This is a genomic window from Sphingobium sp. V4 (genome assembly GCF_029590555.1).
Taxonomy (GTDB): Bacteria; Pseudomonadota; Alphaproteobacteria; order Sphingomonadales; family Sphingomonadaceae; genus Sphingobium.
In genome coordinates this window covers 2,076,572-2,093,268 of the sequence record NZ_CP081001.1, presented here as the reverse complement: position 1 = coordinate 2,093,268, position 16,697 = coordinate 2,076,572, and the positions used below count along the sequence as shown (strand labels likewise).

At 66.1% G+C, this 16,697-nt stretch carries 17 protein-coding genes and 1 tRNA gene; 10 read left to right on the top strand and 8 right to left on the bottom strand.

The genetic code is table 11. The features are described from left to right. Window positions 1-76: 76 nt before the first annotated feature. On the bottom strand, window positions 77-1,879 hold the full coding sequence (locus K3M67_RS10410; RefSeq protein WP_066857910.1) for an IlvD/Edd family dehydratase: 1,803 nt from the start codon (window positions 1,877-1,879) through the stop codon (window positions 77-79). A gap of 128 nt (window positions 1,880-2,007) precedes the next feature. Continuing rightward, a complete protein-coding gene (locus K3M67_RS10405) occupies window positions 2,008-4,047 on the bottom strand; it encodes a hybrid sensor histidine kinase/response regulator (RefSeq protein WP_285831436.1) in 2,040 nt (679 codons plus the stop codon). Window positions 4,048-4,187: 140 nt separating this feature from the next. Between K3M67_RS10405 and K3M67_RS10400 the strand changes: the two genes are divergently transcribed. From K3M67_RS10400 to K3M67_RS10390, 3 genes are read left to right on the top strand one after another with little or no spacing between them, the layout of a single operon-like run. After that, the gene (locus K3M67_RS10400) at window positions 4,188-5,228 is read left to right on the top strand and encodes a COX15/CtaA family protein (protein ID WP_285831435.1); all 1,041 of its coding nucleotides are present in this window, start codon (window positions 4,188-4,190) and stop codon (window positions 5,226-5,228) included. Beyond that, a complete protein-coding gene (cutA, locus tag K3M67_RS10395; protein ID WP_066857919.1) occupies window positions 5,225-5,542 on the top strand; it encodes a divalent-cation tolerance protein CutA in 318 nt (105 codons plus the stop codon). Before K3M67_RS10400 ends, cutA begins: the two co-directional genes overlap by 4 nt. Further along, on the top strand, window positions 5,539-6,342 hold the full coding sequence (locus K3M67_RS10390; RefSeq protein WP_285831434.1) for a hypothetical protein: 804 nt from the start codon (window positions 5,539-5,541) through the stop codon (window positions 6,340-6,342). Before cutA ends, K3M67_RS10390 begins: the two co-directional genes overlap by 4 nt. Window positions 6,343-6,348: 6 nt before the next feature. Here the strand turns inward: K3M67_RS10390 and K3M67_RS10385 are convergent, their stop codons facing one another. Together K3M67_RS10385 and K3M67_RS10380 are read right to left on the bottom strand one after the other, a co-directional pair. Beyond that, window positions 6,349-6,981: a hypothetical protein gene (locus tag K3M67_RS10385; protein WP_285831433.1), complete on the bottom strand. Its 633-nt coding sequence runs from the start codon at window positions 6,979-6,981 to the stop codon at window positions 6,349-6,351. A 47-nt stretch (window positions 6,982-7,028) separates the two neighbouring features. Continuing rightward, a complete protein-coding gene (locus K3M67_RS10380) occupies window positions 7,029-8,477 on the bottom strand; it encodes a sigma-54-dependent transcriptional regulator (protein WP_066857929.1) in 1,449 nt (482 codons plus the stop codon). Window positions 8,478-8,631: 154 nt separating this feature from the next. On the opposite strand from K3M67_RS10380, the gene K3M67_RS10375 reads away from it, so the two are divergent. From K3M67_RS10375 to K3M67_RS10355, 5 genes are all read left to right on the top strand, one after another. Continuing rightward, window positions 8,632-8,757, top strand: coding sequence for an aa3-type cytochrome c oxidase subunit IV (locus K3M67_RS10375; RefSeq protein WP_066857932.1), 126 nt, complete (start codon window positions 8,632-8,634; stop codon window positions 8,755-8,757). Between the two features lie 33 nt (window positions 8,758-8,790). After that, window positions 8,791-9,915, top strand: a complete 1,125-nt coding sequence (locus K3M67_RS10370; RefSeq protein WP_285831432.1) for an NAD(P) transhydrogenase subunit alpha — start codon at window positions 8,791-8,793, stop codon at window positions 9,913-9,915. Window positions 9,916-10,023: 108 nt separating this feature from the next. Then, a complete protein-coding gene (locus K3M67_RS10365) occupies window positions 10,024-10,308 on the top strand; it encodes an NAD(P) transhydrogenase subunit alpha part 2 (RefSeq protein ID WP_066857938.1) in 285 nt (94 codons plus the stop codon). Next, window positions 10,308-11,729, top strand: coding sequence for an NAD(P)(+) transhydrogenase (Re/Si-specific) subunit beta (locus K3M67_RS10360; protein ID WP_066857941.1), 1,422 nt, complete (start codon window positions 10,308-10,310; stop codon window positions 11,727-11,729). Before K3M67_RS10365 ends, K3M67_RS10360 begins: the two co-directional genes overlap by 1 nt. Window positions 11,730-11,812: 83 nt before the next feature. Further along, on the top strand, window positions 11,813-12,502 hold the full coding sequence (locus K3M67_RS10355; protein ID WP_066858105.1) for an aspartate/glutamate racemase family protein: 690 nt from the start codon (window positions 11,813-11,815) through the stop codon (window positions 12,500-12,502). 54 nt (window positions 12,503-12,556) lie between these two features. Here K3M67_RS10355 and K3M67_RS10350 read toward each other — a convergent pair whose 3' ends face one another. From K3M67_RS10350 to K3M67_RS10340, 3 genes are all read right to left on the bottom strand, one after another. Beyond that, entirely contained in the window at window positions 12,557-13,780 is a 1,224-nt protein-coding gene (locus tag K3M67_RS10350; protein WP_066858108.1) for a dihydroorotase, read from the bottom strand. A gap of 105 nt (window positions 13,781-13,885) precedes the next feature. Continuing rightward, complete coding sequence (locus K3M67_RS10345; RefSeq protein ID WP_285831431.1) at window positions 13,886-14,896, bottom strand: aspartate carbamoyltransferase catalytic subunit; 1,011 nt, start codon at window positions 14,894-14,896, stop codon at window positions 13,886-13,888. Between the two features lie 62 nt (window positions 14,897-14,958). Beyond that, window positions 14,959-15,033, bottom strand: a tRNA-Gln gene (locus K3M67_RS10340). A gap of 125 nt (window positions 15,034-15,158) precedes the next feature. On the opposite strand from K3M67_RS10340, the gene K3M67_RS10335 reads away from it, so the two are divergent. Both K3M67_RS10335 and K3M67_RS10330 read left to right on the top strand, forming a co-directional pair. Further along, window positions 15,159-15,668, top strand: coding sequence for a MarR family winged helix-turn-helix transcriptional regulator (locus tag K3M67_RS10335; protein ID WP_066858112.1), 510 nt, complete (start codon window positions 15,159-15,161; stop codon window positions 15,666-15,668). A gap of 72 nt (window positions 15,669-15,740) precedes the next feature. Then, window positions 15,741-16,055: a hypothetical protein gene (locus K3M67_RS10330; protein ID WP_285831430.1), complete on the top strand. Its 315-nt coding sequence runs from the start codon at window positions 15,741-15,743 to the stop codon at window positions 16,053-16,055. Between the two features lie 34 nt (window positions 16,056-16,089). Here the strand turns inward: K3M67_RS10330 and K3M67_RS10325 are convergent, their stop codons facing one another. After that, window positions 16,090-16,677 carry a helix-turn-helix domain-containing protein gene (locus K3M67_RS10325; RefSeq protein ID WP_285831429.1) on the bottom strand — a complete coding sequence of 196 codons (588 nt, stop codon included), beginning with the start codon at window positions 16,675-16,677 and terminating at the stop codon, window positions 16,090-16,092. Window positions 16,678-16,697 lie beyond the last annotated feature (20 nt).

Here is a 16,697-nt window from a genome sequence, read left to right as displayed (position 1 = left end):
GATGCAAAAATCGGGAGGATGGGGCGGCCGTCAGATGGCGTGCCGCCCCGCCTGATTCAATGGCTCGGTGCCGATATCAATGGTTGTCGCGCGGCAGGCCCATGGTCTGGGCGATACGCTGATATTTCTCCGCGCCCTCCAGGATCGCGCCGGTGTTCATCTGGCCGACGACCGAGCGCTGGATTTCCTGCCACGGGGTCTGCGAAGCCGGATATTTATACCCGCCCTCGGCGACCAGCCTGGCCCGGCGCGCTTCCAGTTCCTCGTCCGAAATCAGCACGTTCACCGTGCCGGCCTTCAAGTCCATGCGGACCCGATCGCCGGTTTCCAGCAGGGCAAGACCGCCCATCGCCGCCGCTTCGGGCGAGGCGTTCAGGATCGAAGGGCTGCCGCTGGTGCCCGACTGGCGGCCGTCGCCGATGCAGGGCAGGGCGCTGACGCCTTCGGTGATGAGATAGGCGGGCGGACGCATGTTCACGACTTCCGCCGCGCCCGGATAGCCGATCGGGCCGGCGCCGCGCATGAACAGCAAGGTGTCGGCGGTGATGCCGGTCGCCGGATCGTCGATCCGGTGATGGTAATCCTCCGGCCCGTCGAACACGACCGCCGGGCCTTCAAAGGCCTCCGGATCGTCGGGGTTGGACAGGTAGCGCTGACGGAATTCCTCGCTGATGACGCTGGTCTTCATGACCGCGGCGTCGAAAAGATTGCCTGACAGGACCAGGAAGCCGGCCTCTTCCTTGAGCGGCTGGCCAAAGGGGCGGATGACCTTTTCATCCTCGATCTCCACGCCCTTGCAATTTTCGCCCATGGTTTTGCCATTGACGGTCATCGCGCCTTCGCGGATCAGCCCCTGTTCGATCAACTGGCTGACGACGGCGGGGACGCCGCCGGCGCGATAATAATCCTCGCCCAGATATTCGCCTGCGGGCTGGAGGTTCACCAGCAGCGGCACCTTGTGCCCGACCGTCTCCCAATCCTTGAGCGGCAGGTCGACGCCCATGTGGCGGGCGATGGCGGCGAGGTGGATCGGCGCGTTGGTCGACCCGCCGATCGCCGAATTGACGAGGATGGCATTGTGGAAGGCATCGAGCGTCATGATGTCGGAGGGCTTGAGATCCTCATGCACCATTTCGACGATGCGCTTGCCGGTGCGGTAGGCGGCTTCCTGACGGTCGCGATAGGGGGCGGGGATCGCCGCCGAACCGGGCAGCATCATGCCCAGCGCTTCGGCGAGGCTGTTCATGGTCGATGCCGTGCCCATGGTGTTGCAATAGCCGGTCGAGGGCGCGGAGGAGGCGACGAGCTTGATGAAACCTTCCTCATCGATCTTTCCGGCGGCCAGCAACTGGCGGCCATGCCACACGATCGTGCCCGACCCGGTGCGCTCACCCTTGTGCCATCCGTTCAGCATCGGGCCGACCGACAGGGCGATCGCGGGAATGTTGACGGTGGCGGCCGCCATCAGCAGCGCGGGCGTGGTCTTGTCGCAGCCGGTGGTCAGGATGACGCCGTCCAGCGGGTAGCCGTAAATGGCTTCGACCAGGCCCAGATAGGCGAGGTTGCGGTCGAGGCCGGCGGTCGGGCGCTTGCCGGTTTCCTGGATCGGATGGACCGGAAATTCCAGCGCGATGCCGCCCATTTCGCGGATACCTTCGCGCATACGTTCGGCCAGCACGATATGGTGGCGGTTACAGGGGCTGAGGTCGCTGCCGGTCTGGGCGATGCCGATGATCGGCTTGCCGCTACGCAGTTCCTCAAGGCTCAAGCCGAAATTCAGGTAGCGCTCCAGATAGAGCGAGGTCATGTCGATATTGTCGGGGTTGTCGAACCAGGCGCGGCTGCGCAGCTTGGGGGCAGTCTTGGGCGAATCGCTCATTGGGGCATCCTGACGAAAAAGACGGGGCGCTTATGCGCGCTCGCCTCTCCGATATACTCATACAAATACTATTTCAAGGATGCATGGCGCGGAAAAGGCGGAAATTCGGCACGACAAGGCGCGGCGGATCAGGGCCGCTGATCCGCCTGGCCCGGATGGCGGTCCAGCATGGCGCGCACCTTCGCCGCCAGTTCGGAATAGGTGAACGGCTTTGTGAGCAGTTCGACGCCCGCCTCGAGCCGACCTTGGTGGATGATGGCGTTGCGGGCATAGCCGGTGGTGAAGAGGATCTTGAGGTCCGGGGCGCGGATATGCGCTTCGCGGGCAAGATCGGCGCCGCTCATGCCGCCGGGCAGCACGACATCGGTGAAGAGCAGGTCAATCGGGTGCGTCGCGATGCCGAGCGCGCCGAGCGCCTGCGCTGCATCGCCGGCCTCCACCACCCGATAGCCCAGATCGCGCAGAACAGCGGCCGAATAGGCGCGCACATTGTCGTCATCCTCGCACAGCAGGATCGTCTCCGTGCCGCCGATCGTCTGTGGAGGGGTAGGCTCGTCGCTGTTCTCGACCGGCGGCACGCCATGATGGCGGGGCAGGTAGAGCTTGACGCAGGTGCCCTGGCCGGGTTCGGAATAGACCTGCAAATGGCCGCCAGATTGTTTGATGAAGCCATAGACCATGGACAGGCCCAGGCCCGTGCCGCGCCCGACATCCTTGGTGGTGAAGAATGGCTCGACCGCATGGCGCAGCGTGTCGGCGTCCATGCCCGCGCCGCTATCGGACAGGCTGATCCGCACATATTGGCCGGGCGGCATCTCGCCGTCGCGCACGGCCTGCGCGGAATCGATCTCGATATTGTCTATTTCGATGTCGAGTTTGCCGCCGCCCGGCATCGCGTCGCGCGCATTGACCGCCAGGTTGAGCAGCGCATTCTCCATCTGGTTGTGGTCGACCTCGATCGTCCAGGCACCCTCCTGCGGCACGCTGCGGACCTCTATCGTCTCGCCCAGTGTCCGCTGGAACAGATCGGACATGCCGGCGATCAGCCGGTTGGGGTCCATGGGCTGCGGACTGAGCGGCTGGCGGCGGGAGAAGGCGAGCAGGCGCTGGGTCAGGATCGCCGCGCGCTCCGCTCCGGCCATGGCATTGTCCGCGGCCCGTTTGAGGCGCGGCGGGTCCGTCGGCAGGCTGCGTTGCAGCAGTTCCAGATTGCCGGTGACGACCTGGAGCAGATTGTTGAAGTCGTGCGCGACCCCGCCGGTCAACTGGCCCAGCGTTTCCATCTTCTGCGCCTGGCGCAGCGCGGCCTCGGCCTCGGCGCGGGCGCGGGCTTCGGCGCGATGCTCGGTGACGTCGCGGGCGACGCAATAGATACGGTCCCCGTCAAGAACGGAGGTCCAGCTGAAGGTGCGGTACAGACCGTCTGTGGTCCGGTAGCGGTTTTCGTATCGGGGCGACGCGTCACCGGACAGGATGTCGCCCAATTGCGCGCGCGTCCGGGCGATGTCGTCGGGATGCTCGATCCATCGGGCGTCGCTCCCCACCAACTGGTCGAGCGGCCAGCCTAATATGTCGCTCCAGGCCGGGCTGGCGGCGAGCCAGATGCCATTCGTGTCGGTGATCAGGAAAGGGTCGCGGGCCAGCGACCAGAGCCGATCGCGCTCGGCTGTCGTCTGCCGCTCGGCCAGGACGCGGCGCGTGGTTTCACTGACGATGCATAACACGCCGCCGATCGAGCCGTCCGCTTCGAACACGGGCGAATAGGAAATGTCGAAAAACACTTCCTCCCCGCGTCCCTTGTCGCGTTCGATATAGAAGGGGCGATCCTTGGCGTGGATCGTCTTGCCCTGCTCCAGCACCGATTGCAGCAACGGCCCCAGATCGTCCCACAGTTCGGCCCAGCCGTCCCGCGCCGGACGCCCCAGCGCATGCGGATGTTTGTCGCCGATGGTGGGCGCATAGGCATCATTGTACAGGGCGCAGAGCTGCTGCCCCCAGAAGAGCACGATTTCCGCCCGGGATGACAGCATCAGCTGGACTGTGGAAACGAGGATGGGCGACCAGCCGTCGACCGGCCCGAGCGGCGACGCGCCGTCGAGGGCCGCGGTGAGCTTGCCCAGCGGTCCCTGCGCGGCGATTCTCTCGGCTAATCCGGACACGGGGTTCATCCTCATCTCTATATTATCGTTGAGATCGTCGATCCGATACGTCCATGTGCGCAATTGTTTCCACCGCGCGTGCGCCCCCGGACCTTTTGTCCTCATCTGCACTCTTGAAACGGACAAGGCGCGCGCGCATGACACCGCCGATGACTGGATCCGCCTTTCGCTCGTCCTCCCGGCCCGCGCCGCGCGCCATCGCTCGCTGGCTGCTCGCCGTGGCCGCGCTGGTCTTCTGCATGGTGGTGGTGGGCGGCATCACCCGCCTGACCGAATCCGGACTGTCCATCACCCAGTGGAAGCCGATCACCGGTGCCATCCCGCCGCTGACCCATGACCAGTGGATGGAGGCGTTCCGCCTCTACCAGCAGATCCCCGAATATCGGGAGATCAACCGGGGCATGAGTCTGGGCGATTTCCAGTTCATCTTCTTCTGGGAATGGGCGCACCGGCTGCTGGGACGGCTGATCGGCATCGCCTTCGCCCTGCCGCTGGCCTGGTTCGCATGGAAGCGTGCGATTCCGGCCGGTTATGGCTGGCGGCTCGTCGCGTTGCTGGCGCTGGGCGGGCTGCAGGGGGCGATCGGCTGGTGGATGGTCAAGTCGGGCCTGTCGGTACGCACCGATGTCAGCCATTATCGGCTGGCGGTGCACCTGCTGACCGCGCTCTTCATCATCGGCGGCCTGATCTGGACCGCGCTCGACCTGCTGGCGCTGACGCGCAATCGGGCAGCGCGGCCGGCACGGCTGCGGCTCCTCGCGATGCTCGCACTGACCGCTCTGTTCGTGCAGCTCCTGTTCGGGGCCTTCACCGCGGGGCTGGATGCCGGTTATGTCTCCAGCACCTGGCCCTTGATGAACGACTATCTGGTGCCGGATGGGATCAGCTGGATGGGGTCCTTCTGGTCGACGCTTTCCTCCGATCCCTATCTGGTCCACTTCATCCATCGCTGGTGGGCCTGGGTTGTGGCGGCGTTGCTGGTCCTGCTGGCGCGGCGCGCCAGGCGGGCGGGGCATCGCGGCGCGTCGATTGCCATCAACGCCACGGTGGGAACGCAGGTGTTGCTCGGCATCGCCACGGTGGTCAGCGGGATCGCGCTGCCGCTGGCGGTGTTGCACCAGGCGGTGGGTGCGCTGGTGGTGGCGTCGGCCGCCTGGGGAGCCCATGCCATCGGACGGCCCGGCGCATGAGCGAGGCGATCATGCTGGTCTATACGCTGTTCGGATCAGCCGAGGACGCCCGGCGCGTGGCGCGCCAGATCGTCGAGGAGAAACTGGCGGCTTGCGCCAATATCGGCGCGCCCTGCACCTCGATCTATGAATGGAAGGGCAGGATCGAACAGGCGGCCGAGATCCCTGTCCTGTTCAAGACCGGCGTCGCGCAGGGCGCAGCCTTGCAGGCGCGGCTGGCCGAATTGCACGACTATGAACGGCCCGCCATCATCCAGATGGATGCGCGGGCTTCGGCCGCTTTTGCCGGCTGGATCGGGGAGCAGACGCGATGAGAATATGGGGCATGGCGGCGCTGTGCATTATCCTGGCGCAGCCGGCGGCTGCGGAGAAGGTCGCCATTCCCTTCGTCCCGCCGGTCGGGCGCGACCTGGTCTACCGGATCGAGCAGGATCGCACCGTCGACGGGCAGAAGAGCCGTTTTTCCGCCACGCGCCGCCTCCGGTTCGAGCGGGCGGGCGAAGGCTATGTGCTGCGCGCCACGCTGCGAAAGATCGACAGTGACGCGCCGTCCGCCGCAACCGAATCCTTCCGCGCCGCACTGACGCCGCTCATCGATGTGGAGATGGCCTTCCGCCTGGACGCCAGGGGCAGGATCATCGCGCTTGACGACATCGACAACGTCTGGGCGGTGGTGAGCCAGGGGCAGGAGCGGATGCTGGAGGGTTTCGATCCGGGATCGCCGCGACACCGCGCCGCCAGCGCGGTGAAGGCGCTTTTCACCGGCCTGTCCGCCGAAGGACGGCTGGCGCTGCTGGCCGGCGAATATCTGCCGCTGTTCCTGTTCGCCGGGGGTGATGTCGAGGACGGGGCGGCCGGGCGTGGCGTGCGTACCATGGCGGGATCGCCGCTGGGGCGCCCGGTCAATGTCGAAGGCGTGCTGCGGATGGAGGACCGCCAGGGCGAAAAGGTCCTGCTGGAAGAAAGGCTGGCAGGGGACGGCGTGCAGGTGGCGGTGCGCTATGGTCTTTCGACGCGGAGCGGGCTGGTCGAGGAACAGACCCGTGAACTCACGCTGGGACCAAGGGCGCTCACCGAAACGCGCGATCTGCGGGAAGCGGAGGTCGCGCGCTGAGCGGGATCAGGGGGCGGCGACGGCGTTGGCGGCATTGCCGGGCGCGCCGGCGGCCGCTTCGGCCTGGTCGCGGGGCGCAAAGATGCGCAGGCTGGTCAGCAGCCGGTCGGCAATGCCCTGATATTGTTCGCTCAGCATTTCGGGATAGACGAAGGTGGCCGTCACGATCGAACCGTCGGGCTGCCTGAGCAGGCGTATGGCGACATTATTGCCTTCGCCGTCATTGGCGGTTCCCCGATATTCATTGTCGCCGACGAAATCGCCATCCACGCCTTCCGCGCCGTTGCTGACCGACTCCACGATCTGCTGCAACGTCTGGTCGCCGTCATTCTTCTGCCAGAAGACACGCACGTCGGCCCCGGCGCCGGGGTCCTGATAGACGATGCCATCGGCCGTGCTTGCACTCTTGTCCATCACCCAGCCTTCGGGAAGGGTGATCGAGAAGCCCCGTTCGACATTCACATAGTTGCGGCTTTCCGGCGCATCGTCCTGCTGCTGGCTGGCGATCGCATTGGCGGCCGCGGCATTGGCGGCGGCGGCCAGTTCCTCCTGGGTCGGCATATCCGCGACGGGTTCGGTGCGACCGCAGGCGGCAAGCAGCAGGATGGGCAGGCAGGCGGCGAGGGCGACATGTTTCATGCCCCGTCCAAAGCATAGGCGGGGGCAGAATTCAACGCCGCACACGGTCAGGCGGCGCTGTCGATGCCCAGTTCGGCGAGCTTGCGGTAGAGGGTGGACCGGCCGATGCCCAGCCGCCGCGCGACTTCGGTCATGCGACCGCGATAATGGCCGATCGCCAGACGGATGACGTCGGCTTCGATCTCCGCCAGCTGGCGGACATGGCCGTCGCCCTCGAACAGGGTGATGCCCGCGCCGTCGCGATGGGGCGGGGTGATCGCGCGCGGGCGTGCGGCGATGCGATCCGCAACCTCTCCGGCGCGGATCTGCACCGCGATCTGGGGGAAGTCGAGCGGGGTGAGCGCATCGCCCTCGCACAGCACGGCGGCGCGGAAGAGGGCGTTCTGCAACTGGCGGACATTGCCCGGCCAGGGATGCTGCATCAGCAGCGAGAGCGCATCGTCGGTGAGGCCCAGGCTGCGCAGGCCCGGCTGGGTCGCGATGCGGGCGAGCAGATGGCGGCAGAGTGCCGGTATGTCCCCCATCCGCTCCCGCAGCGGCGGAACGGTCAGCTGGACGACGTTGAGGCGATAATAAAGATCCTCGCGGAAGCGACCGGCTTCTATCTCTTCGGCGAGTCGCCGGTTCGTGGCGGCGATCACGCGCACATCGACATGCACCGGGCGACGGGCGCCGATCGGCTGCACTTCGCCGTCTTGGAGCACGCGCAACAGCTTCACCTGCGCGTCGAGCGACATCTCGCTGACTTCGTCGAGGAAGATCGTGCCCATGTCGGCCGCTACGAACTTGCCGACATGCCGGTCGAAGGCGCCGGTGAAGGCGCCGCGTTCATGGCCGAACAGTTCCGATTCGACCAGGTTGGTCGGAATGGCGCCGCAATTGACGGTCACCATCGCCTGCTTGTGACGGGGCGAGGCGGCGTGGATCGCGCGCGCGATCACATCCTTGCCGACACCGCTTTCCCCTTCGATCAGCACGGGTACGCGGGCGCGCGCCGCCTTGGCCGCAATGGCGAGGGCGGCGCGAAACTGGGGCGCGGCGCCGACCACATCCTCGAAGGAGAGGGGCGCGCTGATCTTCTCTGTCAGGGGGCGCAGTTCGCCGGTCGCGCCGCCTTCGGCGACCGTGGCGTTCAGCGCGGCGAGCAGCCGTTCGGGCGCGATCGGCTTGGAAAGATAATCTGTCGCGCCGGCGCGCATGGCGTCGACGGCGCTGGAGACATGATTATGCGCGGTCAGGACCAGTATGGGGAGCGCCGGGCGCCGTGCGCGAATCTCGCGGATCAGGCCGGAGGGGTCGAAATCGGGGCTCCACTGGTCGAGGATGATGGCGTCGAGCCGCATCCCGTCCTGCGTTCCCAGCATCGCGATGGCGGTTTCGCCGTCCTGCGCGAAGATGGTGCGCCATCCGGCGCGGGATGCGAGGGCGGAAACGAGTCGCCGTTGAGCCGGCTCGTCGTCGATCAGCATCAGCATCGGTACGCCGTCGCGCGCCATCTCTACCCCTCAAATGCAACAGGCGACCGACGCTAAGGGACAGCGGTAAAGGCGTGCTTAACTGCGAAAGATTTTCTTGTCGGTCGCCGGGTTGAGGGGGGGGAGGTGACAGGATAAGAGGTGGGCCGCGAAAAGCACAGGAAGAGGAGCGAATATGTCGAACGAAGGACATATCCAGAGCGCGAACGAAACCTATCATGGTTTTGTCGGCCTGATGAAGTGGGGAACCATCGCCAGCGTGATCGTGGCGGCTATCGTGGTGCTGCTGATTTCGGGCTGAACTGACGATCGTGACCGGGAGGGGTGCGACAACATGAAAATAGCAATCGTGAAAGAACAGGCGGCGGGCGAACGACGGGTCGCCGCGACGCCCGAGACGGTTAAGAAGTTCAAGGCGCTGGGCGCCGATGTCGCCGTCGAGGCCGGCGCCGGGCTGACGGCGTCGATCGCCGACGCCGACTATGCGGCGGCGGGCGCGGCGGTGGCCGATCGGGGCGCGACGGTCGCGGGCGCGGACATCATCCTGGGCGTGCAGGGACCGGCGCCCGAAAGCCTGGCCGGTGCGAAGTCTGGCGCCTGGATCGCGGCGGGGCTCAACCCCTTTGGCGAGCGCGCGCGGGTCGATGCCTATGCGGCAGCCGGGTTCGAGGCTCTGGCGATGGAGTTCATGCCCCGCATCACCCGCGCCCAGTCGATGGATATTCTCTCGTCCCAGTCGAACCTGTCCGGTTACAAGGCGGTGCTCGATGCCGCCGCCGAATATGGCAAGGCCTTCCCGATGATGATGACGGCGGCCGGCACTGTGTCGGCGGCCAAGGCCTTCATCATGGGCGTGGGCGTCGCGGGCCTCCAGGCGATCGCCACCGCGCGGCGTCTGGGCGCGCAGGTGTCCGCTACCGACGTCCGCGCTGCGACCAGGGAGCAGATTGAATCGCTCGGCGCCAAGGCGATCTTCGTGGAGAAGGTCGCGGGCATCGAGGGCGAGGGCAGCGGCGGCTATGCCACCGAAATGTCCGACGAATATAAAGCCGCGCAGGCCGAACTGGTGTCGGCCCATATTGCCAAGCAGGACATCGTCATCACCACCGCCCTGATCCCAGGCCGTCCTGCGCCGCGCCTCATCACCGACGCGCAGATCGCGACGATGAAACCCGGCAGCGTGATAGTCGACCTGGCGGTCGAGCAGGGCGGCAATGTCGAGGGCGCTGTAGCGGGCGAAGTGGTCGAGCGCCACGGCGTCCGGATCGTGGGTCATCGCAACGTGCCCTCCCGACTCGCGACCGACGCCTCGGCGCTCTTCTCGCGCAACCTCTATAATTTCCTGTCGGCCTTCTGGGACAAGGACAAGAATGCCCCGGTGCTGGACGAGGAAATCGGCAACGCGATCCGCCTTACGCAGGGCGGGAAAGTGGTGAACGAGCGGTTGCTGTCAAGTTGATCGCGGGCTTGGTCCCGAACTGACTATAGGGGCGTGGGTCTGCCGAGGGGGCGGGCCGCGCGGGAACGTCCGGTCGCAGCGAGGCGGGACGAACAGGGAGTAGGAACGATGGACTTCATTTCCATCCTGTCGATTTTCGTGCTGGCGTGCTTCGTCGGCTATTATGTGGTCTGGTCGGTGACGCCCGCGCTCCACACGCCGCTGATGGCGGTCACCAACGCCATTTCCTCGGTCATCATCGTCGGCGCGCTGGTCGCGTCGGCGGAGGCGGGCAGCATTGCGGCGAAGGTGTTGGGGCTGGTCGCGGTGGTCTTCGCATCGGTCAACATCTTCGGTGGCTTCGCGGTCACGGAACGCATGTTGGCGATGTACAAGAAGAAGGAGCGCAAGTGATGCACGAGCTGGCTCCTGTCTCTCCCTTCGTGGCGCTCGCCTATCTGATCGCCGGCATCCTCTTCATCCTGGCGCTGCGCGGGCTGTCCAGCCCCGCCACCAGCCGACGCGGCAACCGCATGGGCATGGTCGGCATGGCCATCGCGGTCGTGACCACGCTTTACACCCATGATGTGGTCAGCCTGCCCGAGATCGTCGGCGCCATCATCGTTGGCGGCGGCATCGGCTTCCTGATCGCCCGGCGGATCGCGATGACGGCGATGCCGCAACTCGTCGCCGCCTTCCACAGCCTCGTCGGCATGGCCGCCGTGCTGGTGGGCGCTGCCGCCTATCTCAATCCCGGCGCCTTCGGCATTCTCGATCCGCTGACGGACGAGATCCACAATGCCAGCCGGATCGAGATGGGGCTGGGCGTCGCGATCGGCGCGATCACCTTCTCCGGGTCGGTCATCGCCTTCCTCAAGCTCAACGGCAACATGTCGGGCAAGCCGATCATGCTGCCCGGCCGCCATATCATCAACCTGGGCACGTTGGCCGCGATCCTGGGCCTCATCGCCTATTTCGTGACCGACCAGTCGCCCTGGATCTTCTGGACCGTGACCGCGCTCAGCTTCGTCATCGGCTTCCTGCTGATCATCCCGATCGGCGGCGCGGACATGCCGGTCGTGGTGTCGATGCTGAACAGCTATTCGGGCTGGGCCGCCGCCGCCATGGGCTTCACCCTGGGCAATACCGCGATGATCATCACCGGCGCGCTGGTGGGCAGTTCGGGTGCGATCCTCTCCTACATCATGTGCAAGGCGATGAACCGCAGCTTCATCAGCGTGATCGCCGGCGGCTTCGGCGCGGAAAGCGGCCCGTCGGGCGGCGGCGCGGCGGCGGTCGATCGTCCCTACAAGCGCGGCAGCGCCGAAGACGCGGCGTTCCTGATGAAACAGGCGGACAGCGTCATCATCGTGCCGGGCTACGGCATGGCGGTCAGCCAGGCGCAGCACGCGCTGCGCGAGATGGGCGACCTGCTCAAGAAGGAAGGCGTCAGCGTCAAATATGCGATCCACCCGGTCGCGGGCCGTATGCCCGGCCATATGAACGTGCTGCTGGCCGAAGCGAACGTCCCCTATGACGAAGTGTTCGAACTGGAGGACATCAACAGCGAGTTCGGCCAGGCCGACGTCGCCTTCGTCATCGGCGCCAACGACGTGACCAACCCGGCGGCCAAGACCGACAAGACGTCGCCCATCTACGGGATGCCGATCCTGGACGTGGCCAACGCCAAGTCGGTGCTGTTCGTGAAGCGCTCCATGGGCGGCGCGGGCTATGCCGGCGTCGACAATGAGGTCTTCTACATGGACAACACCATGATGCTGCTGGCCGACGCCAAGAAGATGGTCGAGGAGATCGTGAAGGGGCTTGCCCACTAAGCATCGCTTCCCTTAACCATGAAGGGACGGCAGGGCGGGGCGCCCGTCCGTCTCTTTTTCATGTCGGGGATTGCGGGGAACATATGCACAAGCTTGGCCTGATCGGCGGTCTCAGCTGGACCTCCACCGCCCGCTATTATGAGATCATCAACAAGGCCGTGCATCGCGCGCTGGGCGGCCAGCACAGTGCGCCGCTGCTGATCGAAAGTCTCGACTTCGCGTCCGTCGCCGGCTGCGCGACCGAAGAGGATTGGGACAATGCCGCCGTCAAGCTGATCGACGCGGCCCGCCGGCTGGAGACGGCGGGCGCGGGTGCGCTGCTGATCTGCGCCAACAGTATGCACCGTGTCTACGACCGGGTGCAGAGCGCGGTCGGCATCCCCATCCTCCATATCGCCGAGCGGGTGGGGAAGAAGATGCAGGCGGACGGCGTCGAGAAAGCGGCGTTGATCGGCACGCGCAACGTGATGGTGGAGAAATTCTACCGCCAGCGGCTGGTCGCGCATGGCGTGTCGCTGCTGCCGCCCGACATGGAGATGGCGGAGCGGATCGACCGCATCGTCTATGACGAACTGACCGTGGGCAAGATCAGCCGCGAGTCCGAGCGCTATATGAAGTCGGAACTGACCGACATCGCCAAGCAGCATGTGCAGGCGGTGGTGCTGGCCTGCACCGAACTGGAACTGATCGTCGACGTGAAGGCCAATGTCGTGCCGATCTACGACTGCACCAGCATCCACGCCAAGGCGGGGGTCGACTTCATACTGGGATGAGGGTGGCGGGCGGCTGATCCGTCAGGCCGCCCCTATTCTCACCCGGGAAAGCGGCTAAAGGAATGCGCCGCCCTTCATGATCCGCCGCGCGCGGCCCTGCACCGGCAGCCGGTCGAAGGGCGTATTGCCCGCGGCGGCCGCCATCTTGCCCGAATCCACGATCCAGGGCGTGTCGGGATCGATGAAGATCAGGTCGGCGGCGCTCCCCGCAGCGAAGCTGCCGGCATTGACGCCCAGGATGCGCGCCGGATTGGCGCAGAGCAGCGTCATCAGCCGGTTGATCGTCACATGCCCGTCGCGCACCAGGTTGAGCGACAGGGCCAGCAGTGTTTCCGCCCCCGCCATGCCGGGCGCGGCGTCGGCGAAGGGCAGGCGCTTGTCTTCCGGCCCGCGCGGGTCGTGGCTGGAGGTAATGACATCGACCGTCCCGTCGGCGACCGCGGCCAGGCTGGCCTGCCGGTCGGTTTCGGACCGCAGCGGCGGCGACAGGCGGGCGAAGGTCCGAAAGTCGGTCGCCGCCTGATCGTTGAGGAAAAGATAGGCGGGGCTGATGCCGCAGGTGACCTTCAGTCCCTCCGCCTTGGCCGCGCGGATCAGGTCGAAACCCGCCTTCGTCGTCACCAGCCGGAAATGGATCGACGCGCCGGTTTCGCGCACCAGCATGATGTCGCGCGCGATCGCCATCGCTTCGGCGCAGGCCGGGGCATGGGGCAGGCCGAGGCGCGTCGCGGTCTCGCCGCTGGTCGCCACGGCCTTGGCGGTCAGGCCGCTATCCTCGGCATGGGCGATCAGGGTAAGGCCGAGGCCGCTGGCATAGGACAGGACGCGCAGCATCACGCCCGAATCGGCGATCCACTGGCGGCCGGTGCCGACTGCCTTCGCGCCCGCCGCCTGCATCAGGCCGATCTCCGCCATTTCGGCACCCTGAAGGCCACGAGTCGCCGCCGCGATCGGGTGGACCCAGAAATCGGGCTTGCCCGCGCGCGCCGCCTGCCGGATCAGGCCAACCTCGTCCAGCGGGGCGCGCTGGTCGGGCATCAGCGCCGCGCGGGTGATGCCGCCGAAATGGAAGGCCGGCTTGTCGGTGGCGAAGACGCCGAGGTCGATCAGGCCGGGCGCGACCACCAGCCCCTGCGCATCCACCTGTTCTGCATCGGATGGGACGTGGATCGCGCCGCTGGCGACGATCCGGTCGCCTTCGATCAGCACGGCGCCGGGCGTGAGCGCATCGGCCGCCGGATCGGCCAGCTGGCCGTTGATGATGGCGATCTTCGTCACGCGCCGCACCTCTTATGGACAAGGTCATCCCCGCGCAGGCGGCAAGGACGAGAAGAATTGTTCGGAGCCATCAAGCTCATCCCTCCAGCTTGTTCGTCGAGATGGTCAAGCCCATCCCTCCACGCCGCGCGCACCGCGCGTCAGCACGTCCAGACAGGCCATGCGTACCGCGACGCCCATCGCCACCTGCTCGGTGATCGCCGATCGTTCGGGATGGTCGGCCACGGTGCTGCTGATCTCCACGCCCCGGTTCATGGGGCCGGGGTGCATGACCAGCGCGTCGGGTTTCGCAATGGCGAGCCGCTCGGGGGTCAGGCCGTAGAGGGCATGATATTCACGGGCCGACGGGATGAAGGCGCCATCCATACGCTCGTTCTGGAGGCGCAGCATCATTACCACGTCGGCGCCATCCAGCCCGTCGTCCATGCGGGTATAGGGTGTCGCGCCCAGCATCTCTACCTCCGGCGGCAGCAGCGTGGGCGGGGCGACCGCGCGCACCTGCGCGCCCAGCGCGGCGAGGCAGAGCATGTTCGAACGCGCCACGCGGCTGTGCAGCACGTCGCCGCAGATGGCGACCACCAGTCCTTCGAACCCGCCCTTGCGGCGGCGGATGGTGAGCGCGTCGAGCAGCGCCTGGGTCGGGTGCTGGTGCCAGCCGTCGCCCGCATTGAGGACCGGGCAGTCGACCTTGTCCGCGATCAGCGCCACCGCGCCTGAACTGGCATGGCGGATGACGATGACGTCGGCGGCCATGGCGTTCAGGGTCATGGCGGTGTCGATCAGCGTCTCGCCCTTCTTCACGCTGGACTGGCCCGCGTGCATGTTGACGACATCGGCGCCCATCCGCTTGCCGGCGATCTCGAACGACAGCAATGTGCGGGTGCTGTTTTCGAAGAAGGCGTTGATCTGGGTCATGCCCGCCAGCCGGTCATCATGCTTGCGCGCGCGGCCTTTGTTGGCCTGCGCCCAATGTTCGGCCTCATCGAGCAGGAAGCGGATTTCCCAGGGTTTGAGATCGGCGATCGAAAGCAGGTGCCGATGCGGGAACAGCGCCTTGCCGGTCAACTCCGGTCCGGGGGACTGGGGCGACGCGTCGGGAATGAAGATGTCGGGCATGAGCCGAGCCTTTAGGCCAGCGTCGCGGGGAGGGCAAGGTGGCGGAAGGATGGTCGGGAAACTGGCTGGGGCGGGAGGATTCGAACCTCCGCATGGCGGTACCAAAAACCGCTGCCTTACCGCTTGGCTACGCCCCAGCAGGGTCGACGGATCGTCGACGCGGACCGCCATATAACGTGTGATCGGCGAAAGGAAAGCCTAGTCATGCTAGTTTGATGACGCCAATATGCGTTTCGCCCTTTCGCCGGATCATAAGCCCCCCATGTCGGTTTCCAACGCGCCTTCCACCCAGATTTCCCCTGCCTCCCCGCTCTTCCTGCGCGAGGATGAGATCAGGCGGGGGATCGAGATGCTCTATTTCGGCTATTCCGCGCTCACCCGTTCGATCGACGAGGGGCTTGCGGCGCAAGGGCTGGGGCGGGCGCATCATCGCGCGCTCTATTTCATTTCGCGCCAGCCTGACCTCACGGTCAAGGAATTGCTGCGGCTGCTGGCGATCACCAAACAGTCGCTGGGGCGGGTGCTGAACGACCTGGTCGAGCGCGGCTATATCGAGACGCGGACGGGGCCGAGCGACCGGCGGCAGAAATTGCTGCGGCTCAGCCCGGCCGGAAAGGCGCTGGAGGCGGACCTGTTCCGCGCGCTGCGCGAGAAGATGGCGGCGGCCTATGCCCAGGCGGGGCAGGGGTCCGTCACCGGTTTTTGGCGCGTGCTCGAAGGGCTGATCCCCGAAGGCGATCGATCCATGGTGTTCGGCCTGCGCGGGGGGTGATTGCCCTGACGCAACCTTATCGTCATTCCTGCGCTTTAAGCGGCTCCACGATACGCGCAAGAGGAGCCAAATATGCGTAAATCCCTTCTCGCCGGGCTGACAGTGCTGGCTGCGGCCGGCCTGTCCGCCTGCTCGGAAAAGGCGCAGGACAATCTGGAAAATGCCGGATCGGCGATCGGCAACGACGTGACCAGCGCGGTCGACCGTGCCGGCGCGAAGATCGACAATGGGCTTGAGGATGCAGGCCGGGCGATTGACAATGGCGCCGACAGAATCGGAGCCGCGACAGACGAGGCGGCGGATGACGCCAGGCGCGAGGCAGGCGAAGCGAAGCGGGATGTCGGCGAATCGCTGGAGAAGGCAGGCAGCGATCTCAGGAATGAATGAGGCTGGATGACGCCCGCTGGCGTCAGAAGCAACGTCAGAAGACGACATTGCGGACGAAGCGGACCGGCGTCGTTCCATGATTGGCGAAGCGATAGGGGCGGTCGCTGCTGAAGATCAGGAAGTCGCCGGCCGTCACCTTCCTGGGCGTCGCCCCTTCCATCTCCACCGTCAACGCGCCTTCCACCACATAGAGCATTTCATGCCAGTTGGCGGCGTCGGCCTCGGCTCGATAGGTTTCACCCACACCCAGGGACCAGGTCCAGAGTTCCGCTTCCCGCGTGGCGGGCACGGTGCCGAGCAAGGTGGCGCGGCTGTCGGGGTTGCCGCCGCGCCAGGCGAGAGTGTCGATGCGGCTGTTGTCGCGCATCCCGGACGGGCGGACCAGCGCTGAGAAACTGACTCCCAGCGCCTGCGCGAGCCTGTCAAGCGTCGAGAGGCTCACATTGGCCTCGCCGCTTTCTATACCGGAAATCATCCGTCGGCTGACCCCGGCCAGCGCCGCCAGCGCCTCCTGGCTGAAGCCGCGTTCGATGCGGAACGCACGAACATTACCGGCGACATGGGCCAGTACGTCGGGGCGTTCCGGGGCATCGGCTGGCGCCGGCGCATCTTGACTGTGCAATATAGTGCTCATAGGGCGTT